We start from the raw sequence: 23,710 nt of genomic DNA on the forward strand, positions 1-23,710 counted from the left end.
ATTTTTGAGTATTTTGAAAAACAAATGAAATTATCAAAAGATGAGTTATTTATTTTACAAGCAAAATATAAGCAAAAACAAGAATTGATTTCTGATTTTAAAGATGAAAAATTGCAATCTTTTGATAATGAAATATCCTTAGAAGAAAATAAAGATTATCAAAGTGTTTTAAAAAATATAGAAAAAAATCTCACTAAAGTAAGGTTTTTACAAATCCAAAGTCATGAAAGTCAAGATCAGTATTTTACTTATTATGATTTAAGATTGAGTTTTAATGGTGATTTTTATTTCTTAATGCAATTTTTGCAAGAACTAGATCCTTATATAAAAGTCAAAAATTTAGAGCTTGTAAAATATGAAAATGAATTAAAAATTACATTAAATCTTATTTTTACTCTAGTATAAAAATGATTTTTTTGATAAAATTTATCTAAACATGGCAAGCGATCGCTTCTTTTGAAGAGGAAAGTCCGAGCTGCAATAAGACAAGGATTCCATCTAATGGATGGCTAGGGTAACCTAAGGGAAAGTGCAACAGAAAGAAAACTACCATATTATATGGAAAAGGTGAAACGGTAGAGTAAGAGCCTACCAGTAGCTTTGGTAACAAAGCTAGCTATGTAAACCCAATCCGCAGCAAGAAGGGGTGGTTTTAGTCTTATAATATAACCCTTCGCTTGAACTTGTTTGCAAAAACAAGTCTAGATAAATGATCGCTCTTGACAGAACTCGGCTTATCGCCATGTTTTATTTTATATAAGCAGATGCTTTTTTGAGTTTTTGTAAATTTTTTGCTACTTCATCTTGCTTTTTTTTCATAAAAGCTATTGCCTCATTAGTAAGAGCCAAAGCCTCATTGGGACAATCTTTAAAGTCAGGTTTTTCTATGAGTTTAACTATTTTTTCCACATCTTCAGTATATACAGCTAGTTTAAACTCATCTATCCATTTTTTTTCACTCATTTTTGATGAACTTCTCTCCAAGCCTCTAACAAGCCTTTGACTACATTGATAACTTCATCTACTCTTGCTTCACTATTTTCTATATTTGCCAAAGAAAGAAGTTGTAATTCTCTAGTGTATAGGCCACTTAAGTAGTGTGCTATTTCTCCGCCTTTTTCATAATCAAGGCAATTTAACAATTCTATAAAAATAGCACTAGCTCTTTTTACATAATACACTCTTTCTTCTATATTTCCATTTTGAATAGCTATTTTTATCCTACTTGCAAAGCGTAAAATCCCGCTATATAACATCTCTATAAGTTTTTCTTGGGATTCTACACCAGTTTGATTTTGTGAATACGCATTATATACTGCACTATTTAGCATTTAAATCCTCTCTATTTTTTAAGAATTTTGATTATTTGCTGCATTAATCATATTTGTAATAACACTTGCTTGGTTATTTAATTTTGCAATTATACCATCATATGCTGCCCATCTTGACCACATTGTGTCATATCTGCTTTCTATGGATTTTTTAGTATTTTCTATAGTTTCGTTTAGATTTTTTGATTCTTTAGTTAAAGAGTCTTTATAACCCCCAAAAGAACCATCAGAGCTCATCATCTCACCCATAGTGTTTTTTAATACCCCAAAGGTTCCAGTTTCTTCTTTATAAACTGAATATATAGTTTTTGGACTTAAGCCAAATTTTTTCAAAAAGTCTTTATCGCCTTGAATTTCTAGGTTACTTCCTGATGTTCCTTTGATTTTAAATTGAATTTGTTGATCTTTGCTGCCTTGGTTGATAATTTGAAAACTAGCCTCTAAGCCTTCTAAGCCAAAACTATTTATATGATCAACTAAATTTTGGGCTTTTTCCACATCTGTATCGCCAGTTAAAGTAAAAGGATCTCCATTGGCAGTTTTACCTAAATCTATAGTTTCATCATTGTAAGTAATAGTAAATTTACCTTGTTCAAATTTAATATCATCTTTACCAAAACTACTAATCTTATCTCCTACCAAATCAATGTCTTCAAAGCCATTGTGTCCTACGAAAAATTTCTCAGCCATTTCAGGATCTTCGTTAAATTTAGCATTAAATTTTCCAGAGTCAAAGGTTAAAACCCCATCATTTAAAGTCAAACCATAATCAGCTAAAGATAAACTTACTTTTGAAGAAACTTTAACACCATCTGAAGTATCACTATCTCCAACTGTGATTGTTCCATCTACTGTGATAGTTTGAAGCAAAATATTGTTAATTTGTGATTTTATATTATAAATCGAGCTTACACCTACGAAATTTCCTTTTGTCCCTGCATCAGGATCGTATTTTGTCGCTGCATTAAGATTGATCATTAAATCATTATAAGCAGTAGCTAAACTTTCTAAAGATTGTGCTATGGCTTCAGTATCTTGAGTAACATTGAAACTAATTTCACCCTTTTGTTTAAGCTCTAGGGTAATATCAGGTCCTATATCTGTGATGGTATTAGTTGGTCTAGTCATTTTAACACCATCTACACTAAAGATAGCATCCATACCTTTTTGGATATGATTTTCATTGTCTGCTTTTACATTGTAGCCTTGTGGTGTGCTTGTATCTAATTTAATACCAAATTTTTCACTTAATAATTTTGTGGCTTTTTCATCTCTAGTATAATTTGCTTGATCTATATTGCCATCAGCATCAGTTGCATAGCCACCATCAAAAAGACTTAATTCACCACCATTAGTGGCTCTAAAAGTTGGAGTTTTACCATCTTCTCCAAAGCTTAATTCCACTTTTCCATTAGTTTGTTTTTTTAAATCCTCTGCTAAACTTTTATAAGTGGTATTTTCATCAATATTTATAGTAAATCTATCATATCTTTCACCATTTTTAATAACAAAAGTAAAAGAAGTTTTCTCATCTGGTGAAGATAGAATTTTATCATCTTGATTATTAATTTGAATACTTCCGGTTATTTTATCTTTATCTTTAGCATCTTGAGGTCTAAAACCATATAAACCACCCGCACTAATGCTATTTTTATCAAGCTCCCAACCCATAGCCTTTAAAAGCTTATCATCGCCTGAAAAAGAGATATTGTTTTTAGTTCCTGTTTCAGTGCTTTGTACTACTAAGCGGTATGGATTATCTCTATCTCCGGTATTTACTAGCTTAGCTTCTATTTTACCACCTGTGGCGGAATTGATTTTTTCAGCAAGTTGAGCTACGGTTGTGCTTTGATCAATTTCTATTTTATAGTCTTTTCCATCTTGGGTAATAGTAAAAGAAGCTTTACCATCTGTTCCTTCTATACCAAGACTTTTCATTACAGAGGCAGTTTTATCTTGGAAGCCATTGCTTTGATAAACATCTTTTTGAGCAAGTTGATCGACTATGACTTTCATATTTGAAAGATTAGATAAAGAGCCTACAACCAAGCTAGCAGCAGCGCTATCGCCACTTACACTAGGAGAAACTTTCTTTTTGTTAAATTGAGAAGTATCGCCAAGACTATTTACAGCAGTTTGAAAAGCAAGTAGTTTAGCTTCAAGCTCTGCTAAGTCTTTTTGTCTTGAAGTGTTAGTTTCAAGTTGCGTGTTATAAAGCTTTAAGTGAGCATTCATTTCTGCTTCTTTAAGCTTATTAAGCGTATCGCTTGTTAAAACTCCTGAACCTATACCTAAACTTCCTAAACTACCTACTGCCATGATTAACTCTCCTTATCAAAAATGGTGCCAATAACACCTTTAAAATGTTCTATTAATTTCATAACTTCTTCACTAGGAATTTTGCGTATTAACCTACCTGTGTCTTTTTCGGTGACATTTACATACATTTCGTTTATTTTATCATTATACGCAAAACGCACATTTGTTTCCAATGTTTCCATTTGTCTATTAAGTTTTTCTGTTGCGTTTTTTAATTTTTCATTTAAATTCTCATCTTGATCATTTAAATCAACCTGTTGCTTATTCTCTTGAGATGGCTTTTCAACACTTTTTGTGTTAAAATGAGTGATATTTGTATCCCTTTGAATATTGCTAATGTCCATTTTAAACTCCTTTTTAAAAGACTCTAAAACACACTATCGACACAATTTTAAAAAACTTAATATTTAAATTAAAAATATATATATTTAATAAGCAAAAAGTGTTCTCAAAAAGTTTAAAATTAAAAAATTTCAAACTTTTTGAAGAATTTTTCATCATTTGCAAGTAATTTTTTTGCAATAAGTCTGTCTATAACTTCTCTGGAGCAATTTGTCATTAAAGGCCACTCTTTATGATAATCTTCTAATGATCCTTTATTTGTTGCATCAATTGCAATGCAGTCTTTTTTGATAAATATATCTCTTTTTGCATCGATATTATTTACCACACGCCAAATCAACATATAAGGATTTTCCAAAATAGCATCTGAATCTAAAAAAACTAAAATTCTAAAATGTTTTTTATAAATTTGTAGTTTTTCAAAAATTTGAGCAATTTTTTCTTTTTTATCAATTAAGATCACACAAATTGGAGCAAAGGTTTGGGTGTAAAATTGTTTTAATTTTAAAATATTTTGATCTTTTTCTTTAAAAAGTGAAAACAAAGTTTCATCACTTAGAATTTCAAGTTCAACTTTTTTCTCATCGCCACACGCATCAAGCCCTGCTTTACCACCGTAACAATAAGTGCTTGAAGCATGATCGAGTTGATCGCAAATTCCTTCACTAATAAGTAATTTTTCTTCATCAAAGCGATTAAGTATATAAGGTATGAGCTTGTCATAATCTTGCAAGCAAGGTGCATTTTCATCGACAAAAATAGCATGTTTTACAAAACTCATTTGCCCTACTCCCCAAAAAGTATGCATTACTTGTTTTGCATGAGCTGGATATTTTGCTTCTATTTTGGCTAAGATTAAATTATGAAAAACTCCATTTTCAGGCATGTTATAATCTATCAAATCAGGTGCGTTAGTTTGAAGTAAAGGTAGAAAAACTCTTTCTGTGCCAAGCCCCATGTATTTATCTTCTAAAGGCGGTTTTCCTACAACCGTAGCTTGATAAATCGCATTTTTTTTAGCAAAGATTTTTTCTACTTTTAAGACAGGACAAAGTTCAACAGGAGTATAAAAGCCTGTATGATCTCCAAAAGGCCCCTCGGGTGTAAATTCATTTGGATCTACAAAACCTTCAATCACAAAATCACTATCATAAGGCACATAGAGGTGATTGCTTTTGCATTTTGCCAAAATAGCAGGTTTTTTCTTAATAAAACCATAAAGTAAAAGTTCAAAAATACCTTTTGGTAAAGGCGCTTGAGCACACCAAATATATAAAGGATCTCCACCTATGGCTATACTTACTGGCATTTTTTGATTTGCTTTTTTATACTCATGGAAAAAGTGGCTCGCGTCTTTGTGAATTTGCCAATGCATAAGCAAGGTTTTTTCATCAACTACTTGCAAGCGATACATTCCAAGATTATTTTGTTTTCCATCTATGCTTTGAGTATAAACTTGCCCCATAGTGATAAAAGGTGCAGCGTCTTTTTCCCAAGTTTTTAAAATAGGTATTTCATATAAAGAATTTAAGCTTTTGTAGTTAAATTCTCCATCTTTTTTGATACGTTTTGGTGGGATATTTTTTAAATCAAGCAAGGTTTTGAAAAAATTTAATTTCGCACCAAAGCTTTGCGGTATGTGCATTTTAAGTAAAGAGCTAATTTCTTTAGCTACATCTTCATAATCTTTTCCAAATGCTAAATTTAAAGCTTTTTTACTGCAAAAAGTATTTAATAATACAGGATAATCGTATTTTTTACCATTTTTTACTGCATTAGTAAAAAGCAAGGCTTTAGAGTCTTCTTTTTTAACTTCTATATAAGCTAAATGTGCCATTTCAAGTTCTACATCTACTGGCTCATGGATGGTTTTTAATAAATTATTTTTTTCTAAAAGCTCTACGAATTTTTGCATTTATATCATACTCTCTGCTTCTTTTAAAATTTCTTTTGCACCTTTTGCTATCATTTCTTTGGCTAAAAGCTCGCCTGTATTTGAGTAATTTTGCTTATCAATTACTCTTTTTTCTTTTAAAATTTTACTTGCATCGGGTAAGCCCACTATGGCGCGAATTTCTATTTTTTCATCAATGATTTTTGCATTAATTCCTATAGGTACTTGACAACCACCTTCTAAGGTTTTTATAAAATCTCTTTCTATATGAGTTTCTATAAAGGCATTTTTATCGTTTAAGCATTCAAGGTATTTTAAAATTTGTTTATCATCAATGCTTTCTATACCTAAAGCTCCTTGAGAAGCTGCAGGTATCATCTCATCAAGTTCAAAAGCCCTAATGTATTTTATTTCTTTATCTAAACCCAAGCGTTTAATGCCAGCTAGAGCTAAAATAATAGCATCAAATTCCTTAGCTTTAAGTTTTTCTAAGCGTGAGTTGATATTACCTCTTAAAGAAATGATATTTAAATCAGGTCTTAACGCTAAAAGCTGCATTCTTCTTCTAAGACTTGTAGTGCCTACTTTTGCACCTTTTGGAAGAGCATTTAAGTTTTCATAATATTCACTTAAAAAAGCATCATTTACCACTTCTCTTTTTGAAATAGCAGCTAAAACTAAGCCATCAGGAAAGAAGCTTGGCACATCTTTTAAGCTATGCACAGCTAAGTGTGAATCACCTCTTAACATACTTTCTTCAAGTTCTTTTGTAAAAAGTCCTTTTCCACCTATTTTAGCTAAAGGAGAATCAAGTAAAACATCACCTTTAGTTTTAAAACCCTCTAAAGAAATTTCTAAATCAGAATGTGTTTGTAATAATTTATTTTTTATATACTCACTTTGCCATAATGCAAGTTGGCTTTTTCTTGTTGCGATGATTAATTGCATTTTTTATGCTCCTGTATGATTTCTACATCTATGATTTCTTCTTCGTTGTTTGTTTGATGATATTTTCTTTTTTGTTTTGTAAATAATTTTAATATCATCATAAAAAATAAGAGTAAAATTCCCAAAAATGTACTTAAAATTCCTGGTATTAAAAGTAAAATTCCAACTATAGTTAAGGAAAATAATTTAATCATACCAAATAAATTAGTATTGGCATTTTGCATAGTTATGAGATTTGTCCAAGTCTTTGCTAAAAACATTGCTCCTAAAAACATACTTGCAAAAACTATCATAAAAAAATTTAAAAAACCAAAAAAGACTATAAATAAAATACTAGCAATCAATTCTAAAATCAAAAAAGCACTTAAATTTGTTTTTGCTATCATAAAATTTTCTCTAAGTGTGAAATTACTTCTTGGGTTTTTAAAACTTGTTTTTCTAGAGTATTTCTATGGATTAACTCTACTTCATCGCTTTCTAAACCCTTACCTATAACTAAAGCATAAGGAAAGCCCATTAATTCAAAATCATTAATCTTTACACCAAAACGCTCATTTCTATCATCAAACAAAATTTCTTTATCTTTAAAATGAGTATAAATTTGCTCGGCAAATTCCATAGCTTTTGTATCTTTTATATTAGAAACGATAATATCTAAAACAAAAGGAGCTAGAGTTTTATTCCAAATACAACCTTTTTCATCATGGCTTGCTTCTATGGCAACAGCTACTAAACGGCTCACCCCCATACCATAACAACCCATAGTGAAAAATTGAGCTTTACCATTTTCATCTAAATAGCTTGCATTCATTGCTTTTGAGTATTTATTTCCAAGTTTAAAAATATGTCCTACTTCAATACCTTTGCTTTGCTTAAGCTTGTGCTGACATTTTGGACAAAGATCATGCTCTTTAACTGCGGCAAGATCTTTAAAGCGTTCTTTATTTAAATTTACAACATTGATTCCAACCAAATGATAATCTTTTTTATTTGCTCCAATAATCATATTTGTTTCATTTTCAAGCTCATGATCAATATAAAAATCAACTCCATTTAATCCTACAAAGCCAATAAATCCTGGCACTAAACCTGCTTTTTCTAATTCTTCTTCACTTACATCGGCCAATTCTAATGCATTTGCTGCATTTAGTGCTTTAACTTCTTGCAGTTCATCATCGCCGCGTATAAAAAATACTACAATTTTTTCTTCATTTTCATAAATAGCTTTTTTAGCAATAGCTTTAACAGTATAGTAAGGATTAATTTTAAAAAATTCTGCTAATTCTTCTATAGTTTTTACATTTGGAGTGTGAAATTGTGTAGCAAAGTCAGCTTCTGGTCTTTCATCTTCGCAACTTTTTTTAGCTCTTTTTGCTGCTTCGATATTTGCAGCATAATCACAATGCTCACATAATAATATATCATCTTCGCCATTTTTAGCCAAAACCATAAATTCTTTTGAACCACTTCCGCCAATAGCCCCGCTATCAGCTTCAACAGCTCTAAAATCAAGCCCTAATCTTGTAAGAATTTTACTATAAGTTTCATGCATAAGATTAAATTCTTTATCTAAATCAGCTTCATTGCTATGAAAACTATAGCCATCTTTCATTAAAAATTCTCTACATCTTAAAAGCCCAAATCTAGGTCTAGCTTCATCTCTAAATTTAAGTCCTATTTGATATAAATGCAAAGGAAGTTGCTTGTAAGAATTTACTTTATTTCTAACCAAAGCTACTATGGCTTCTTCATGGGTTGGTCCTAAGACAAAATCATTTTCTTTTCTATCTTTAAAGCGTAAAAGCTCTTTACCAAAAACATTAAATCTCCCACTTTCTTTCCAAAGTTCAGCTGGGGTATTAAAACTTAAATTTACTTCTAAAGCTCCCACTTTATCCATTTCTTCTTTGATGATATTTTTAATCTTATCTAAAACTCTTTTTCCTAAAGGTAAAAAATTATACAAACCACTTCCAATTTGTTCTACAAAAGCACCCTTAACTAAAAATATATGACTTGGCAGGGTAGCATCTTTTGGATTTTCTTTTGTGCTTATGGCATAAAATTTACTAAATTTCATGATTATTCTCCAAATTAAATTCACATTTATAGAAGTTTAAACCTTCCATGCTTTCATTTTTTAAATCAAACACATAACGCATGGCATTTACAACAGAGTCATTTTGCATAGTTCCACTTAGTTTTTTTAAATTTACACTAGGATGATGTAAAAATGCATTCATCACCTGTCTTATAAGCTTTCTTGCTTCTTCATGATTTGAGTGTTTTAAATATCCTTTATCTATGGCCTTTTGTAATTGTTCTTTAGCGATTTCATCAGCTTGCAAGCGTAATTGCTTAACCAAAGGTAAGGTTGCTAGTTTGCTTAGATGTTGGAAAAACTCATTTGTCATAGTGCCTACTATAGAATAAGCAATCTGGGCTTGATGTTCTCTTAGTGTTAAATTTTTTCTTACAACTTCTTCTAAATCATCAACAGCATAAACTATATTTTTTTCATTTGCTTTTACATCAATATCCCTAGGCACTGCTATATCAAAAAAATATCTTTTATAATCTTTTTCTTCTAATATGTCATTAGTTATGATAGCATGTGGAGCATTTGTGGCGCTAAAAAATATCTCATATTTATTTAATGCTTCTTTTAAATTTGCGATACTTTCACAACTTGCATTTTCACCCAAATCCTCACAAAGCTTTTGGGCATTTTGTATATCTCTATTTAAAATCAACACTTTAGCTTTAGCATTTAATAAATGTTTACAGGCTAACTCGCTCATTTCCCCTGCACCTACTACAACTGCAGTTTTATTTTCTAAATTTATAAGCTCTTTAGCTTTTGCTACCGCTACTGAAGCAACTGAAATAGGATTTTTGGAAATTTCAGTTTGATTTCTAATATTTGCTGCACATTTAAAAGCATAATGGACTGCTCTAGTTAAATGCACACCACATCTTTGTTCTTGTAGAGCAAATTTATAAGCATCTTTTAATTGTCCAGCAATTTGTGTTTCTCCAATAACTAAACTATCAAGTGAGCTTGCCACAGAAAATAAATGATGGATAGCCCCACTATCTTCATAAAAATCAGCTTTTGTGCTTAAATTTTCTTTATCAACCCCACAAAGTAAACTAAGTGTTTTTAAAATATGTTCATTGATACTTTCAATTTCTCCGATAAAAAGAAAAATTTCAACCCTATTGCAAGTGCTAAGCACTAAACTTTCTAGAATTTTATTATTAGTATGGATTAATCTTAATAGTTCTCTTTTTTTATCTTCATTGGAAAAGGAAAGTTTTTCTCTAGTAGCAATATCTGTATTTTTGTGCGTAAAACTGATATAATAATAATGCATTAAAATTCCCTTTCTATCATACTTTTAATAATATCTTCTAAATCTTTTATATTGTATTTTTCTATGGCTTTTAAGGCATTATTTGCATAGGTGTTTAATTCTTGACCAATTTGATTAAAAATTTCATGCTCTTGCATTTTATTTTTAATCCAAGTAAGTTCATCTATGTTTAAATCTTTCTTGTAATAAGACTTAAGTATTTCTTGATCTTGTGGATTTAATTTTTCATATAAATACATATAAGCAAGGGTAGTTTTACCTTCTTTAAAATCATTCATGGCGGGTTTGCCTAAGGTTTGTTCATCGCCTTTGATATCTAAAATATCATCTACAATTTGAAAAGCCAAGCCCAAGTTTTTACCATATTCTGCAAAATCATCTTCATTTAAATTAGCAAGTATAGCCCCACATCTTGCACTAGCTTCGATTAAAACAGCTGTTTTGTTATATATCATTTGTAAATAAGCGTTTTTATCGGTATTGAAAGTTTCGCTTAAATTTACATCCATTAATTCACCAATGGAAAGCTTTACAACAGCATTGGAGATGATTTTTGCTAATTTTAAATCTATTAAAGAAAGTTCATAGAAGGCTTTTGAGTATAAAATATCTCCAAGCATGATAGCATTTTTGGCTCCAAATTGTTCATTGATAGATTTTACACCTCTTCTTAATTTTGCTTCATCAATCACATCATCATGCAATAAGCTTGCAGCATGGATTAATTCTATAATGGCACAAATTTTATAACTAATATCGTTTTCGCTAGCTATTTTTAAAAGTAATTTTGAGCGTAATTTTTTACCGCCTTGAAGTTTTGAACTCATTGTTAAAATAGGCTTGTAATTTAATTCAGATAAAAATTCATGCATATATTGATCTATCTTTTGCACCATGCTTTCCTTAATTTTCTTATAATTATATTTTATTAAATTTTACTTTAGTTTTGATTAAGAGTGACTTTTCTAGGATCTAAAAATTCCACTTCTAATCTTTTATCTCTATCTTCTATGTAGATAGTGAAAATAGCCTCACCTTTTTTAAAATCACTAAATTCAAGTATTAATCTTGCTCTATCTATGTGTGGATTTTTATAATCAGGCACTAAAGTTTGATCTACCCAATTTAAATTTCTTCTTAAAGACATCACAAATTGCCTAGGGTATTTTTTATACCTTGAATGAACGATGATATTAGTTTGATCAAATAAAGTCCATGAAAAGTCAAAATAATAAGTCTCATCAGGATAATCAATTTCTTTTATTTTTACACTTGCTTTTTCATCTTTACTTAAGGTAAATTTATAAGTATAATCAAAAAATACTTCAGCTTTTAAAAAATTAAACATCAAAAATAAAGATAAAAATAAACGCAAAATCAACCCTCATGCCCTAAAATTTCAGCACTTAAGCCTATATAAAAATCATTTTTTCTCTCATCTATTAAGAGTGAATTTTCCATTTGAAATTGTGCTACATCATTTTCATTTAAATTATTTTTTTCTAAAAGCTCTATCATAGCGATATGATCGGCTAATAATTTTTCTAAAACATTTTCTAATGCACCTAAATTTGCATATTTTATTGTTTCAATAAATTTTTCTTTAGGGCTTTTTGCAAACATTTCATCAAAAATATCCATTTTTAACCTTTTATATAAGTTTGAATTTTTTCTATTAAAGTAGTTTTATCGTTAGCTTCATCTAAGTCTTTAATTTCTTTTTGCCAAGAAATATGTATATAATCCATCTTAGCATTTTTAGCACAAAGTCTGTCTTTTAAGCTATCGCCTATGAAAATACTTTTTTCATATTTTGCTTCATCTGCGATTAATCTTAGCATCATAGGATCAGGCTTAGCTTCTATACCATAACTAACACCTAGTATTTTATCAAAATATGAAAGAATGTTTTGTTTTTTTAAAATAGGCACCAAGCTTTCTTGAGGTGCATTTGTAGCTATAGCTAAATAGCAATCATTTTTTTTACAAAATTCCAAAACCTCAAGCACACCATCAAAAAGCACCACGCTTTGATCATAATGCTTAATAAAATACTTCTCATAACCTTCTTTAAAGCTAGTATGTGAGTAAGTATCAACCCCGTAAAAAATCTTAGCATAATTTTGTCCAGGAGTATTGATAGTATCTAAAATAAACTCTCTTTTTAAAGGTTCTAAATTTAAATCCGCTCTTATTTCATTTACCGCACATACTATAGCATTAGCACTATCTATAAGCGTGCCATCCATATCAAAAATTACATTTATCAATATTCATCCTTAAATTTAATTTTATGTTTGTCTTTTTTATAACTTTGATTATTTTTTAGCTTATATAAGGCATTGGCTTTTGAAGCTAAGGTTTTTTGGTCTAAACTTTCATCTAAACACTCATTTACAAAAATCTCCAAAGCCTTAGTATAAGTAGAATCTAAAAACACCGCTTGAATTTTCTCAAAGATTTTAGCATTTTTTTGCATTCTTTCTCTAAAAAGAGTTAAATCAAAATCTTCTCTTTTTAAAGCACTCACAGCAGAATTAGTAAATTTTTCTAAAGCTCTTACATATTTTACCCTTAAAGCTTTTTCATCATTTTTCATTCTGCTGCACTTGTATTGATTCTACATTGTAATGCTTCTTGTACTAAATTTCTTGCTATTGAAGCTTCAGCATCTACAATGTGTAAATGTTTATCAGTATGTGGGAAAATGATCTTAGCACCTGTACCACTTGTTTTTAAAACCGTTTGTATGGGTTTGTTAAAGCTAGAAAGCACTTGATAGAGCATGTCAAGCTTAGCTTCATTACTTATAGTTATAATAGCAACTGAGCATTCTTCTATATTTGCTACTTTTAATGTTTCTACTTGGGCTACATTTGCAAAAAAGATATTTTCATTTCTACTGCGGCCAAGTTCAACTAAATTTAAATCACTTTCTAAAACCAAATATGGAATACCTGTTTTTTTGATCTTTTGCACCACTTCTTGACCTAATCTTGTATAACCAAAAATGATAAAATGATCTTTCATTTTTTGATCACATAAATAAAATTTAGCCATATCATTTTGCTCACCTTCGGCTGCGTTGGCTATTTTTCTAAGATTATTTAAAATAAAAGGCGTTGCAACCATAGTGACGATAGAAACTATAATAAAAATTTGTGCTGTTTTTTCATCTATAAGTGAATTTACTTGCATTAATGAAAATACTGCTAGCGCAAATTCTCCAATTTGAGAAATACTCAAAGCAGTTTTTAACGCTACTCTTTTTCTTGTATAAAGGATTAAAAGACCGTAGATTACTACAAATTTTATCAATAAAACCAAGCTTACAAAAACAAAAATCAAAAACCAATTTTCAAAAACTATATGAAAATCAATTTGCAAACCAACACTGATAAAGAAAAATCCTAAAAGCAAATCTCTAAAAGGAACCAAATCTGCTTCTATTTTATGTTTATATTTAGTTTCAGCTATCAAAGCTCCAGCTATGAATGCTCCAAGTGAGTATGAAAAGCCAAAAGAATGAGCCAAAAAACTTGCTCCTATTACAGTAAAAAGTATGGTGGCGATGAAAATTTCATTTGCGTTAGTTTTAATGATGAATTTTAAAACATAAGTAAAAAGGTATTTGCCTATAAAATAAAGCAAAACAAGTAAAATCACAGCACTGACTAAAGTTGTAAGTAAAAGTTTTGAAATATCAGCATTTTGAGAACTAAATATATCAATCATTAATAGCAGTGGTATCACAGCAATATCTTGAAAAAGTAAAATTCCTAAAGCTTTTCGGCCATATTCTTCGTTGATATCGCCATTATCATTAAGTATTTTTAAAACTATAGCAGTGGAAGATAAGGCTAGAGCAAAACCTGCTATCATTGCGATATGGCTTGCTATACCTAAAATATAAGTTACAAGTAAAGTACAAACCAAACCACAAGTTAGCATTTGCAAACTTCCATTTAAAAATACTTCTTTTTTCATTGCCAAAAGATGTTTAAATGAAAATTCAAGCCCTATAGTAAACATTAAAAAAACTATGCCAAATTCAGCTACATGTATAACAAATTCATTAGTGCTAAAACCATAAAATTCACGCACAAATAAACCTGTAGCTATATAACCTATAATAGTTGGAATACCAAATTTTTTAAGTATAACATTAAGTATGACAGCAACTGCTACTGCAGTTAAAAATAAAGTTATAAAAGCATCCACTCACCAACCTTTTGTAATGTTTTTATTATTTTATTTTTTCTAAAAAAATTAAATCAAAATTACTTCTATGTTTAACTACTGCTCTTGATTTTGAAGGATTATCTCTTCTATCAAGTTCTAATCTTAACTCTTCAATAGTGTTTTCAAACTCATCAATTTTTGTTTTTAGTTTTAAAATCACATCAACACCAGCTAAATTAACCCCAAGATCTCTTGTTAAGCGTAAAATCATTTTGATTCTATCTATATCTTTTTGAGAATAAAGTCTCATTTTACCATCGGTTCTACTTGGCTCAACTAAACCTTCTTTTTCGTATTGTCTTAGAGTTTGTGGGTGTATACTTAAAACTTTTGCAACAACACTTATAAGATACACCGGTTCATCATAACTATGCTCCATTACTTACTCCTTTCAAGGTAATTTTTCTTCTAAAATTTTTACAAATTCAGGATCAAGGCTATTAATATCAGGTATTTTTACATTCAAAATTAAATACATATCCCCATAAAGATCTGTTTTTCTATTTTGCACTCCATAGCCTTTAAGTCTAATTTTTTGATTGTTTTTAGAATTTGGCGGTATGGTGATTTTAACTTCTTTTCTTGGGGTATGCACACTGATTTTATCTCCAAAAAGCGCTGTTTTTAAGCTAATTTCAACCTTTTTGTACAAATCATCATCTTCTCTTTCATATTCATCGCTTTTTTCAAGTTCAACTTTTAAAATCAAATCCCCTCTTTGCCCTTGAAAGCTTTTTCCTTTACCTCGTATGCGTAGCTTTTCGCCATCTTTTATGCCATGTGGAATTTTGATTTTAACTTGCTCGTTATTTATATTTACCAAATGCTCACCACCTAAAATTCCTTTTTCAAAAGGAATTTTAACACTTGCTTGCAAATCTAAATCTTCTTCAAATCCTCCAAATCCCCCAAAGCCACTTCTAAAATTATTACTAGAACTAAAACCGCCACTAAATCCTCCAAAGCCTCCGCCAAAAATATTTTTTAAAATATCATTGATGTCAGCTCCACCTGCATTTCTTGAAAAATCATGAAAACTTTGCCCGCCAAACATAGAATCGCCATATCTATCATACTGAGCTCTTTTTTTCTCATCACTTAAAATTTCATAAGCGGCGTTAATTTCTTTAAATTTTTCCTCAGCACCATTTTCTTTGTTAATATCAGGATGATATTGTCTTGCTAATTTTCTATAAGCTTTTTTTATCTCATCTGCGCTAGCGTTTTGCGAAACTCCTAGTGTTTCATATAAACTATTACTCATTTTTATTATTCCTTAATTTTTTATAAGATTATATCAAAAACTTTAGTCTTAGTCAATCAACTTTTATAAGTTTTAAAACTAAAGGTTTTATTTACAATTGTGTAAAAATAAAATTTTATACTTGCATTAAATGATTTTACAAAGGATAAAACATGAAAAAAACTATGATTCTTTCTTTGGCATTGGCAACTAGTCTTTTTAGTGCTAGTATTGATTTTAAACAAGCAGATGATAATGTAAAAAGAACTTTACCAACTGATAATCAAAATACTATACTTTCTTATCATGATTCCATACAAAAAGTTAAAAATTCAGTTGTAAATATCTCAACTTCTAAAACTGTTCAAAGTAGTTCATTTGGAATTGATGATTTTTTCAATGACCCTTATTTTAGACAATTTTTTGGTTTTGATTTCCCACAAGCTCCAAAAAATAAAAAAAATAAAGAAGTTGTAAGTTCATTGGGTTCTGGTGTAATTATTTCAAGCGATGGTTATATTATAACAAATAATCATGTTATAGAAGATGCTGAAAAAATCACTGTAAATTTACCTGATTCTAGCACTGAATATAAAGCTAAATTAATCGGTGCTGATCCTAAAACAGATTTAGCAGTGATAAAAATAGAAGCAAAAAACTTACCCGCAGTAGTTTTTGCTGATTCAGATAAATTACTAGAAGGTGATGTAGTGTTTGCTTTGGGTAATCCTTTTGGTGTTGGAAGTAGTGTTACAAGTGGGATTATTTCGGCCTTAAATAAAAACAATATAGGTCTAAATCAATATGAAAATTTCATCCAAACTGATGCTTCTATTAATCCTGGAAATTCAGGCGGAGCTTTGGTAGATAGTAGAGGAGCTTTAGTTGGGATAAATTCAGCCATACTTTCAAGAAGTGGTGGAAATAATGGCATAGGTTTTGCAATCCCTTCTAATATGGCAAAATCTATTGCACAAAAACTTATTGAGCATGGAAAAATTGAAAGAGGATATTTAGGCGTAGTCATAGGAGCTTTAACTCAAGATATTAAAAAAGCCTATACTAATCAAGAAGGTGCTTTAATTACTGAAGTACAAAAAGATTCAGCAGCTTATAATGCAGGGTTAAAAAGAGGAGATTTGATTATAAAAGTAGATAAAACTGTGATTAAAAGCCCTATGGATTTAAAAAACTACATAGGAAGTATTGATCCAAAACAAGCAGTAGAAGTAACTTATGAAAGAGATAATAAAGTCAAAACAGCTAAATTTATGTTAAAAACAGATGAAAAGTCGCTACAATATGAAAAAGGTTATATTGATGGTCTAAAATTAGTGGAACTTGACTCTAAGAATAGACAGCAATACCGCATACCTGAAAGTATTAGTGGTATTTTAATTACCGAAGTTACTCCAAAATCAAAAGCTGAAAAAATAGGTTTTGAGCAAGGTGATATTATTATAGGTGTTGATCAGTATGAAATTTCAAATTTTAAAGAATTATCTAAGGCTTTAGAATTAAATAAAGGTAAAGAGTATGTTAAAATTTGGATTAATAGAGGCGGATTTGTAAGAGCTTTACTTTTTTAAGAAAGGAAAAAAATGACAAATATTTTAATGATAGAAGATGATTTAGAATTAGCAGAGATTATAGCTGAATATTTAGAGCAATTTGATATGAAAGTAGATATTGCTCATGAGCCTTATATAGGTCTTTCAAGACTTGCTTTAAATCCTTATGATTTAATCATTTTGGATTTAAGCTTACCTGGACTTGATGGACTTGAAGTATGCGAGGAAATTCGTAAAAAATATGATACACCTATTATCATTTCAAGTGCAAGGCATGATATTAGCGATAAGGTTGCAGCACTTGATTTGGGTGCAGATGATTATTTACCAAAACCATATAATCCTCAAGAACTTCAAGCAAGAATTAAAAGTCATTTAAGAAGAATTTCAAACACAAAAACTGCTCAAGCTCAAGTTAAAAAAGATCTTGTATATGATAAATATAAACATACTATCACTATGAAAGATCAAGAAATTAGCTTTACTAATGCTGAATTTGATATTTTGAGTTATTTAATTAAAAAAGAAGGTGGAGTGGTAAGCCGCGAAGAGCTTGTGTATAATTGTAGCTCTATTAGTGAAGATTCTAGTAATAAAAGTATAGATGTAATCATTAGTAGAATCAGACAAAAAATCGGAGATGATCCTAAAACTCCAAAATACATTCATTCAATCAGAGGCATAGGGTATAAATTAACTCAATGAATAAATCATCAATTTTTTATACTATAACCTTTGTTTTTTTACTTGCAAGCGTTAGTGTAATTTTAGCTTTTTTATGGCTTATAAAATATGATCAACAAAATTACACTAATGAGCTTAATGCAAAATATTCTTTTATAGCTAATGCAAGATTATTATATTTTAATCATGTGATTAGTGAAAGAGAATTTTATGAGCAAACAAAAAATTACAAAATGATAGAATTAACAACTCCATCAGCCATAAGACAAATCATCTATAAAGCTGAAACTATAGCACGGGCTCAAACTAGCACAGGTGTAGTTGAAATCATTACTTTAGAAGATAATGTGTATTTAAAAATCATCTTTGATGGTAAGCTTTATTTATATAAAGATTTAGAATATCAAGGTTATCGTTATTTTGTGATCAAGCTTATTGCTAGTATAGTAGTAATGGTTTTATTGATTTTATATATTTTTATCATTAAAAAATTAAAACCACTTAGAGCTTTAAAAAGACAAATTGATAAATTTGGCGAAAATAAACTCAATGAAATTCAAAATGTTAGCAAGGGAAATGATGAAATTTCTCAAGTAGCAACAGCCTTTTATGAGTCTATTTTAAGAATTCAAAAACTAAACACTTCAAGGCAGTTTTTCTTAAGAAATATTATGCATGAGCTAAAAACCCCCATTACTAAAGGTTTAATTACTTTAGAAATGCTTGAAGATAGCAAATATAAAGAAAGATTAGTGGGTGCTTTTAATCGTTTAGAGATTTTGATTAATGAATTTGCAGCCATTGAGCAAATTACTTCGGGTGCTGGTTTGATTAATTTAAAAAAATACAATATCTTAGATCTTTTAGATGAAGCTAAAGATATAGCTATGAGTGATGATGAAAAGGTAAAAATTAGTATAAAAGAAAGTTTTAGTGTCAATGTAGATTTTAAACTTTTTACCACTGCAATGAAAAATATGATAGATAATGCGACAAAATACTCTGATGAAAATTGCGTTACTATAGAAATAACTAAAGATTATCTTTGCTTTAAAAACAAAGGAAAAGCCTTAGATAAAGACTTGAAATACTATACTCAAGCCTTTACGCAAGGCAAGAAAAATAAAGATAGTTTTGGACTTGGATTATACATTGTTAAGACTATTTTAGATTCTCATAAACTCACGCTTTATTATGAATATAAAGATGGTATTAATCATTTTTATTTTAATGATATACAAAATATAATTTTAAACTAGGAAATTCATGCCCTTATCGCGTTTAAATGAAGAACAATATAAAGCCGCTAGTGCTCCTTTTGGACATAATCTAATTATAGCAAGCGCAGGCACGGGTAAAACTTCAACTATAGTTGCAAGAATAGCCTTTTTACTTCAAAATGGTATAAAGCCTGAAAAAATTATGCTTCTAACCTTTACAAACAAAGCTAGTAAAGAGATGATAGAAAGACTTAGTAGGTATTTTGATAAAAGCATTACTTCAAAAATCACAGCAGGAACTTTTCATAGTACTGCTTATTCTCTACTTAAAGAGTTAAATCACGATATTATTTTAAAACCTGCGAGTGAGCTTAAAATTCTTTTGCGTTCTATTTTTGAAAAACGCACTTTTCATCATTTAAGCGATACTAAACCTTATATGCCAAGCTATTTGTATGATGTGTATTCTTTATTTCAAAATACTAATGCAAACTTAGATGAATTTTATAATTGGTTTTGTCAAAATTATGATGAACAAGCTGTTTATGCTGAAATTTATGAAGATATTTTAAAAGAATACGAAGAAGAAAAAATGCGTTTTAACTATGTGGATTTTAATGATTTATTGATCAAATTAAAACATGTTTTAGCTTCACATCATTTTGAATTTGATGAGATTTTAGTAGATGAATACCAAGATACTAACACCTTGCAAGGCTCGTTAATTGATGCTTTTAAAAGTAAAAGTTTGTTTTGTGTGGGTGATTATGATCAAAGTATTTATGCTTTTAATGGGGCTGATATTTCTATTATAGGAAGTTTTAAAGATAGATTTGTCGATGCAAATATTTTTACTTTAAATAAAAACTATCGTTCTAGTAAAAATATACTTGCGTTAGCTAATAAGGTTATTTTAAACAATGAAAGATTATATCCTAAAGAATTAATTGTAACTAGAGAAGGAGATTTTAAAGCGCCAAGTTTGCTAACTTTTAATGAATTATTTGATCAATACTCTACCATAGCAAAAATAATCTTACAAAGCGGGGTTAATCTTGATGAAATTGCTGTGATTTTTAGAAACAATTCTAGTGCAGATGGAGTAGAAGTAGCCTTAAGAGAACTTGGCATAGCAAGCAAAAGAAAAGGTGGAGGAAGTTTTTTTGAAAGCTTGGAAGTTAAAAACTTTTGCTCTATGCTTGCAATCGTGCTTAATCCAAAAGATATCATGGCTTTTATACATTTACTTGAATACACCAAAGGAGTTGGTGGGGTTTTGGCAAAAGATATTTTTGATGCTTTATTAAAATTAGGACATTCTAGTTTAATTAAAGGCTTTTTAAATCCTGATAGTAGTGTGAATTTAAAAAAATACAAAAAACAAAGTTATCAACTAGGACTTTTTGATGATATTGAGGAGCTAGCCTCGCCTTCAAGATTTAACTTAGAAAGCGAATTTAACACCCACCCTATTTTAAGCTTACCCAAAATCAACGAGCTTTGTGCAAAAAATCTTGAAAAAATTTATCTTTTTATTAAAAAAGCAAGCGAGTGTAAGGTTTCAACTCAACTTGTAAATTTGATCTTAGAAAATGATTATTTTAAAGAAATTTGTGATATTTTAGCAACTAAAAGAGCAACTAATAAAAACTCTAATGTTGATTTAAATAAAAAAAATGAAATTTTAGAAAAAATCAACGCGAAAATGTTTGTATTAAAAGAACTTGCTAAAAATTATAGTGATAATTATAAATACTATAACTTTCTTACTCTTGGTGCTAGTGAAATGAGTAGTGGTAGTGGGGTTAATCTTTTAAGTATACATGCAAGTAAGGGGCTTGAGTTTGAACTTGTATTTGTAATTGATCTTGCACAAGGAAGATTTCCCAACCAAAAGCTCATGAGCATGGGTGGAAGTTTGGAAGAAGAAAGAAGACTTTTTTATGTAGCTGTAACTAGAGCTAAGGATACTTTATACTTAAGCTATGCAAAATATGACAAGATTAAAAAAAGCAATTATCAACCTTCGTGTTTTCTAATCGAAGCAGGTATGTGTAAAGAAGAATAAAAATAAGACTTTATTAATCTTTTTATATTATGATTAATAAAAATCATTCAAGGAGAAAAAAATGAATAGTGTATTATTCAAAGGAAATAAAGTAAATTTAAAAGGAAACAACATCCAAGTTGGTGACATGGCTCCAAATATCACTTTAAAAGCCAAAGATCTTTCAGGTGTTGAAATTGCTCCAAAAGGTAAAACTCAAATTATTATCAGCGTACCAAGCCTTGATACTCCAGTATGTGCAACTGAAGCTAGGGAATTTAATAAAAAAGCAGCAGCAAGTGGTGTAGAAGTAATCGTAGTTAGTATGGACTTACCATTTGCTATGGGTCGTTTTTGCTCAACTGAAGGTATAGATAATTTAACTGTTGCGAGTGATTTTGTTTCTAAAGAATTTGGTGAAAAATATGGTGTTTTAATGGCTGATGGTCCACTTGAGGGAATTTTAGCTAGAGCAGTGTTTGTAATTAAAGATGGCGTAGTTGCTTATAAAGAATTAGTAAATGAAGTAACAGAACTTCCTAATATGCAAGCTTTAGAAAATTTCTTTAGTCAAAGTTGTGGATGTGGTGGTTGTGGTTGCCACTAAATTTTAAAAGCCTGCAAAAGGCTTTTAAATCTAACTGCAAAAATACTTAAAAACAATATTAGCAATTAAGCTTTTCTAATTTTGGAGCAATAACAAATCTACAATAAGCTTGGCTAGGATTATTTTTAAAATATTTTTGATGATAGTTTTCAGCCTTATAAAATTTTTCTAGTTTTAAAACTTGTGTAACTATGTCTTTAGTGTAATATTTTTGTGCTTTTTGTAAAAAATTGCTAATAATTTTTAACTCCTCATTAGTTTGATAAAAAATAACTGATCTATATTGTATCCCCTCATCAGCTCCTTGTTTATCTAAGCTTGTTGGATCGTGCATTTTGAGAAAAATTTCTAAGATTTTTTCTAATGAAATTTGTTTTTCATCATAAATTATCTTAGCTACTTCTATATTCCCATCACCATTTACCACGCTTTCATAACTTGGATTTGGCTTACCACCGCTATAACCTACTTCTGTATAAACTACGCCTTTGATTTCATCAAACACAGCTTGAGTACACCAAAAACAACCCGCACCTAAGATAATTTCCTTATTTGTCATTATTTTCCAAATCCTCATTTTCTTTTAAAACAAGTTGCATAAGATAAAGCTCTTCCCCATCTATGATTTTTAAATCTTTATCTTCGCATTTTGGGCACCAAAAGATATTATTTTTAAGTACTCCACTAAAATGGCATTTTTGACACTCAACTACTACTTCTTGAATATGCATAATAAATTTAGCATTTTTACATAAGGGGCTATTTTCTTTAAAAGTTTCAAAGCTTCTTTGCAAAAGTGGAGGTTCAACCCCACTTAAACGCCCTATTTTAACATGCACTTCTTCAATAACTTTTCCTTGAGCGTATTCTTCACAAAGTTCTAGCAAAGATTCTGTAATACTTAACTCATGCATTAGCAAATTCTTGGTAAAAGTTCGCCTTTTGGAGCTTCTAAAATGCGTTTTGCTCCATAAGCATTTTCTAAAACCACTCTTGCTTTTTTATTAGCTGTGATTTCACCTATAATAGCTGCATTAGTATTAAATTGTTTTAAAATTTCTAATGCTTTTTGTTCATCTTTTTTATCTACACAAATAATAAAAGTTCCTTCATTTGCAAGCTCATAAGGCTCATACCCAAAAAGCTCACAAACCCCTAAAACTTCATCACAAACTGGGATTTTTTCTTCAAATATTAAAAGCTCTAAATTACTTAATTTAGTCCATTCATTTAAAACTGCACTAAGCCCACCACGCGTAGCATCACGCATTGCTTTTATGGAAATATTTGCATTTAAAAGTGTTAAAACTTCATCTTTTAAGCTTTTACAATCACTTTGGATATTTGCCTCTAAATTATTTCTTTCAACCAAAACCGCACAACCATGAGCTCCAATATCCCTTGAAACTAAGATACTACAACCACTTTTTAAGTTTTTGGTATTGATTTTTTGTATATTTTTACCTATACATGAAGTATTAATGTATATTTCATCGCCTTTATTTTTAGGAACAACTTTAGTATCCCCGCAAACTAGCTTTACTCCCGCTTTATCGCATTCTTCTTTTATAGATTTTAGTATAATTTTTAACTTTTCTAGCTCAAAACCCTCTTCTAAAATTAAAGCTAATGATAAATATAGTGGTTTTGCTCCCACCATTAATACATCATTTACGCTACCACAAACTGCTAATTTTCCTATATTTATATCTTTTAAAAAGATAGGATTTAATACAAAAGAATCAGTACTAAAAGCCAAATCATCTAAAATAGCAGCGTCATTTGCTTCTTTTAAAACATCATTTTCAAAAATAGAAAAAATTTCACTTATCAAAGCATTCATTTCTTCGCCACCGCCACCATGGGCTAAAGTAATTTGCTTCAT

26 protein-coding genes and 1 other RNA gene are annotated in these 23,710 nt (G+C 29.7%); 7 read left to right on the forward strand and 20 right to left on the reverse strand.

Annotated features, from left to right (window positions below; genetic code table 11):
- The coding region (locus tag L8U04_RS06600; RefSeq protein ID WP_263709673.1) for a hypothetical protein at nt 1-405 on the forward strand (405 nt) is incomplete at its 5' end.
- Nucleotides 406-431: 26 nt separating this feature from the next.
- An RNA gene (gene rnpB, locus L8U04_RS06605) (RNase P RNA component class A) lies at nt 432-753 on the forward strand.
- On the opposite strand, the gene L8U04_RS06610 is transcribed toward rnpB, so the two are convergent.
- From L8U04_RS06610 to L8U04_RS06690, 17 genes are all read right to left on the reverse strand, one after another.
- Entirely contained in the window at nt 748-963 is a 216-nt protein-coding gene (locus L8U04_RS06610; RefSeq protein WP_263659841.1) for a hypothetical protein, read from the reverse strand. The two genes, rnpB and L8U04_RS06610, sit on opposite strands and share 6 nt — an antisense overlap.
- On the reverse strand, nt 960-1,331 hold the full coding sequence (gene fliS / locus L8U04_RS06615) for a flagellar export chaperone FliS (protein ID WP_133318893.1): 372 nt from the start codon (nt 1,329-1,331) through the stop codon (nt 960-962). The genes L8U04_RS06610 and fliS overlap by 4 nt, the downstream gene beginning before the upstream one ends.
- An 18-nt stretch (nt 1,332-1,349) precedes the next feature.
- Nucleotides 1,350-3,650 carry a flagellar filament capping protein FliD gene (fliD, locus tag L8U04_RS06620; RefSeq protein WP_263709675.1) on the reverse strand — a complete coding sequence of 767 codons (2,301 nt, stop codon included), beginning with the start codon at nt 3,648-3,650 and terminating at the stop codon, nt 1,350-1,352.
- Nucleotides 3,651-3,652: 2 nt separating this feature from the next.
- Complete coding sequence (locus L8U04_RS06625; RefSeq protein WP_133318891.1) at nt 3,653-3,994, reverse strand: FlaG family protein; 342 nt, start codon at nt 3,992-3,994, stop codon at nt 3,653-3,655.
- Nucleotides 3,995-4,113: 119 nt separating this feature from the next.
- The gene (locus L8U04_RS06630; RefSeq protein ID WP_263709677.1) at nt 4,114-5,907 is read right to left on the reverse strand and encodes a menaquinone biosynthesis decarboxylase; all 1,794 of its coding nucleotides are present in this window, start codon (nt 5,905-5,907) and stop codon (nt 4,114-4,116) included.
- Nucleotides 5,908-6,834: a hydroxymethylbilane synthase gene (gene hemC / locus L8U04_RS06635; RefSeq protein ID WP_263709678.1), complete on the reverse strand. Its 927-nt coding sequence runs from the start codon at nt 6,832-6,834 to the stop codon at nt 5,908-5,910. It lies immediately after the preceding gene.
- A complete protein-coding gene (locus L8U04_RS06640) occupies nt 6,825-7,220 on the reverse strand; it encodes an FxsA family protein (protein WP_133318888.1) in 396 nt (131 codons plus the stop codon). Before L8U04_RS06640 ends, hemC begins: the two co-directional genes overlap by 10 nt.
- Nucleotides 7,217-8,917: a proline--tRNA ligase gene (locus tag L8U04_RS06645; RefSeq protein WP_263670256.1), complete on the reverse strand. Its 1,701-nt coding sequence runs from the start codon at nt 8,915-8,917 to the stop codon at nt 7,217-7,219. Before L8U04_RS06645 ends, L8U04_RS06640 begins: the two co-directional genes overlap by 4 nt.
- Nucleotides 8,904-10,211 (reverse strand): glutamyl-tRNA reductase, encoded by a 1,308-nt coding sequence (gene hemA, locus L8U04_RS06650; protein ID WP_263709680.1) that lies wholly within the window; start codon nt 10,209-10,211, stop codon nt 8,904-8,906. Before hemA ends, L8U04_RS06645 begins: the two co-directional genes overlap by 14 nt.
- Entirely contained in the window at nt 10,211-11,104 is an 894-nt protein-coding gene (locus L8U04_RS06655) for a polyprenyl synthetase family protein (RefSeq protein WP_258107335.1), read from the reverse strand. The genes hemA and L8U04_RS06655 overlap by 1 nt, the downstream gene beginning before the upstream one ends.
- Nucleotides 11,105-11,151: 47 nt before the next feature.
- Nucleotides 11,152-11,559 (reverse strand): exporting protein, encoded by a 408-nt coding sequence (locus L8U04_RS06660; protein WP_263709717.1) that lies wholly within the window; start codon nt 11,557-11,559, stop codon nt 11,152-11,154.
- A 29-nt stretch (nt 11,560-11,588) separates the two neighbouring features.
- Complete coding sequence (locus L8U04_RS06665) at nt 11,589-11,852, reverse strand: DUF2018 family protein (protein WP_258107334.1); 264 nt, start codon at nt 11,850-11,852, stop codon at nt 11,589-11,591.
- Nucleotides 11,853-11,854: 2 nt separating this feature from the next.
- The gene (locus L8U04_RS06670; protein ID WP_263659848.1) at nt 11,855-12,481 is read right to left on the reverse strand and encodes an HAD family hydrolase; all 627 of its coding nucleotides are present in this window, start codon (nt 12,479-12,481) and stop codon (nt 11,855-11,857) included.
- On the reverse strand, nt 12,478-12,810 hold the full coding sequence (locus L8U04_RS06675) for a hypothetical protein (protein WP_258107332.1): 333 nt from the start codon (nt 12,808-12,810) through the stop codon (nt 12,478-12,480). The genes L8U04_RS06670 and L8U04_RS06675 overlap by 4 nt, the downstream gene beginning before the upstream one ends.
- Entirely contained in the window at nt 12,807-14,432 is a 1,626-nt protein-coding gene (locus tag L8U04_RS06680; RefSeq protein WP_133318882.1) for a cation:proton antiporter, read from the reverse strand. Before L8U04_RS06680 ends, L8U04_RS06675 begins: the two co-directional genes overlap by 4 nt.
- 25 nt (nt 14,433-14,457) lie before the next feature.
- Nucleotides 14,458-14,832: a heat shock protein transcriptional repressor HspR gene (locus L8U04_RS06685; RefSeq protein ID WP_039668403.1), complete on the reverse strand. Its 375-nt coding sequence runs from the start codon at nt 14,830-14,832 to the stop codon at nt 14,458-14,460.
- A gap of 12 nt (nt 14,833-14,844) precedes the next feature.
- Complete coding sequence (locus tag L8U04_RS06690) at nt 14,845-15,717, reverse strand: J domain-containing protein (protein ID WP_263659850.1); 873 nt, start codon at nt 15,715-15,717, stop codon at nt 14,845-14,847.
- Between the two features lie 152 nt (nt 15,718-15,869).
- On the opposite strand from L8U04_RS06690, the gene L8U04_RS06695 reads away from it, so the two are divergent.
- The 5 genes from L8U04_RS06695 to tpx all read left to right on the forward strand — a co-directional run bounded on the left by L8U04_RS06695 (nt 15,870) and on the right by tpx (nt 21,825).
- Entirely contained in the window at nt 15,870-17,285 is a 1,416-nt protein-coding gene (locus tag L8U04_RS06695) for a DegQ family serine endoprotease (RefSeq protein WP_133318880.1), read from the forward strand.
- A 12-nt stretch (nt 17,286-17,297) separates the two neighbouring features.
- Complete coding sequence (locus L8U04_RS06700; RefSeq protein ID WP_039626094.1) at nt 17,298-17,972, forward strand: response regulator transcription factor; 675 nt, start codon at nt 17,298-17,300, stop codon at nt 17,970-17,972.
- Complete coding sequence (locus L8U04_RS06705) at nt 17,969-19,210, forward strand: ArsS family sensor histidine kinase (RefSeq protein WP_263670243.1); 1,242 nt, start codon at nt 17,969-17,971, stop codon at nt 19,208-19,210. Before L8U04_RS06700 ends, L8U04_RS06705 begins: the two co-directional genes overlap by 4 nt.
- A gap of 7 nt (nt 19,211-19,217) precedes the next feature.
- Nucleotides 19,218-21,239 (forward strand): ATP-dependent helicase, encoded by a 2,022-nt coding sequence (locus L8U04_RS06710; protein ID WP_263670245.1) that lies wholly within the window; start codon nt 19,218-19,220, stop codon nt 21,237-21,239.
- Nucleotides 21,240-21,300: 61 nt separating this feature from the next.
- A complete protein-coding gene (gene tpx, locus L8U04_RS06715; RefSeq protein WP_258107330.1) occupies nt 21,301-21,825 on the forward strand; it encodes a thiol peroxidase in 525 nt (174 codons plus the stop codon).
- Nucleotides 21,826-21,883: 58 nt separating this feature from the next.
- Here tpx and msrA read toward each other — a convergent pair whose 3' ends face one another.
- The 3 genes from msrA to hypE are packed head-to-tail and all read right to left on the reverse strand — an operon-like array spanning nt 21,884 to nt 23,710.
- Nucleotides 21,884-22,384 (reverse strand): peptide-methionine (S)-S-oxide reductase MsrA, encoded by a 501-nt coding sequence (msrA, locus tag L8U04_RS06720; RefSeq protein WP_263709684.1) that lies wholly within the window; start codon nt 22,382-22,384, stop codon nt 21,884-21,886.
- Nucleotides 22,374-22,739, reverse strand: coding sequence for a hydrogenase maturation nickel metallochaperone HypA (locus tag L8U04_RS06725; RefSeq protein ID WP_133318875.1), 366 nt, complete (start codon nt 22,737-22,739; stop codon nt 22,374-22,376). Before L8U04_RS06725 ends, msrA begins: the two co-directional genes overlap by 11 nt.
- Complete coding sequence (hypE, locus tag L8U04_RS06730; protein WP_220567193.1) at nt 22,739-23,710, reverse strand: hydrogenase expression/formation protein HypE; 972 nt, start codon at nt 23,708-23,710, stop codon at nt 22,739-22,741. Before hypE ends, L8U04_RS06725 begins: the two co-directional genes overlap by 1 nt.

It is taken from the genome of Campylobacter sp. IFREMER_LSEM_CL908 (assembly GCF_025771545.1).
In the GTDB taxonomy this organism is placed as follows: Bacteria; Campylobacterota; Campylobacteria; order Campylobacterales; family Campylobacteraceae; genus Campylobacter_D; species Campylobacter_D lari_D.

Bases quoted from the DNA above. Each gene is read 5' to 3' on its own strand.
- L8U04_RS06610 (WP_263659841.1), bottom strand. From the start codon at position 963: ATGAGTGAAAAAAAATGGATAGATGAGTTTAAACTAGCTGTATATACT.
- fliS (WP_133318893.1), bottom strand. From the start codon at position 1,331: ATGCTAAATAGTGCAGTATATAATGCGTATTCACAAAATCAAACTGGT.
- fliD (WP_263709675.1), bottom strand. From the start codon at position 3,650: ATGGCAGTAGGTAGTTTAGGAAGTTTAGGTATAGGTTCAGGAGTTTTA.
- L8U04_RS06625 (WP_133318891.1), bottom strand. From the start codon at position 3,994: ATGGACATTAGCAATATTCAAAGGGATACAAATATCACTCATTTTAAC.
- L8U04_RS06630 (WP_263709677.1), bottom strand. From the start codon at position 5,907: ATGCAAAAATTCGTAGAGCTTTTAGAAAAAAATAATTTATTAAAAACC.
- hemC (WP_263709678.1), bottom strand. From the start codon at position 6,834: ATGCAATTAATCATCGCAACAAGAAAAAGCCAACTTGCATTATGGCAA.
- L8U04_RS06640 (WP_133318888.1), bottom strand. From the start codon at position 7,220: ATGATAGCAAAAACAAATTTAAGTGCTTTTTTGATTTTAGAATTGATT.
- hemA (WP_263709680.1), bottom strand. From the start codon at position 10,211: ATGCATTATTATTATATCAGTTTTACGCACAAAAATACAGATATTGCT.
- L8U04_RS06660 (WP_263709717.1), bottom strand. From the start codon at position 11,559: ATGTTTAATTTTTTAAAAGCTGAAGTATTTTTTGATTATACTTATAAA.
- L8U04_RS06665 (WP_258107334.1), bottom strand. From the start codon at position 11,852: ATGGATATTTTTGATGAAATGTTTGCAAAAAGCCCTAAAGAAAAATTT.
- L8U04_RS06675 (WP_258107332.1), bottom strand. From the start codon at position 12,810: ATGAAAAATGATGAAAAAGCTTTAAGGGTAAAATATGTAAGAGCTTTA.
- L8U04_RS06685 (WP_039668403.1), bottom strand. From the start codon at position 14,832: ATGGAGCATAGTTATGATGAACCGGTGTATCTTATAAGTGTTGTTGCA.
- L8U04_RS06690 (WP_263659850.1), bottom strand. From the start codon at position 15,717: ATGAGTAATAGTTTATATGAAACACTAGGAGTTTCGCAAAACGCTAGC.
- L8U04_RS06695 (WP_133318880.1), top strand. From the start codon at position 15,870: ATGAAAAAAACTATGATTCTTTCTTTGGCATTGGCAACTAGTCTTTTT.
- L8U04_RS06700 (WP_039626094.1), top strand. From the start codon at position 17,298: ATGACAAATATTTTAATGATAGAAGATGATTTAGAATTAGCAGAGATT.
- L8U04_RS06705 (WP_263670243.1), top strand. From the start codon at position 17,969: ATGAATAAATCATCAATTTTTTATACTATAACCTTTGTTTTTTTACTT.
- L8U04_RS06710 (WP_263670245.1), top strand. From the start codon at position 19,218: ATGCCCTTATCGCGTTTAAATGAAGAACAATATAAAGCCGCTAGTGCT.
- tpx (WP_258107330.1), top strand. From the start codon at position 21,301: ATGAATAGTGTATTATTCAAAGGAAATAAAGTAAATTTAAAAGGAAAC.
- msrA (WP_263709684.1), bottom strand. From the start codon at position 22,384: ATGACAAATAAGGAAATTATCTTAGGTGCGGGTTGTTTTTGGTGTACT.
- L8U04_RS06725 (WP_133318875.1), bottom strand. From the start codon at position 22,739: ATGCATGAGTTAAGTATTACAGAATCTTTGCTAGAACTTTGTGAAGAA.
- hypE (WP_220567193.1), bottom strand. From the start codon at position 23,710: ATGAAGCAAATTACTTTAGCCCATGGTGGCGGTGGCGAAGAAATGAAT.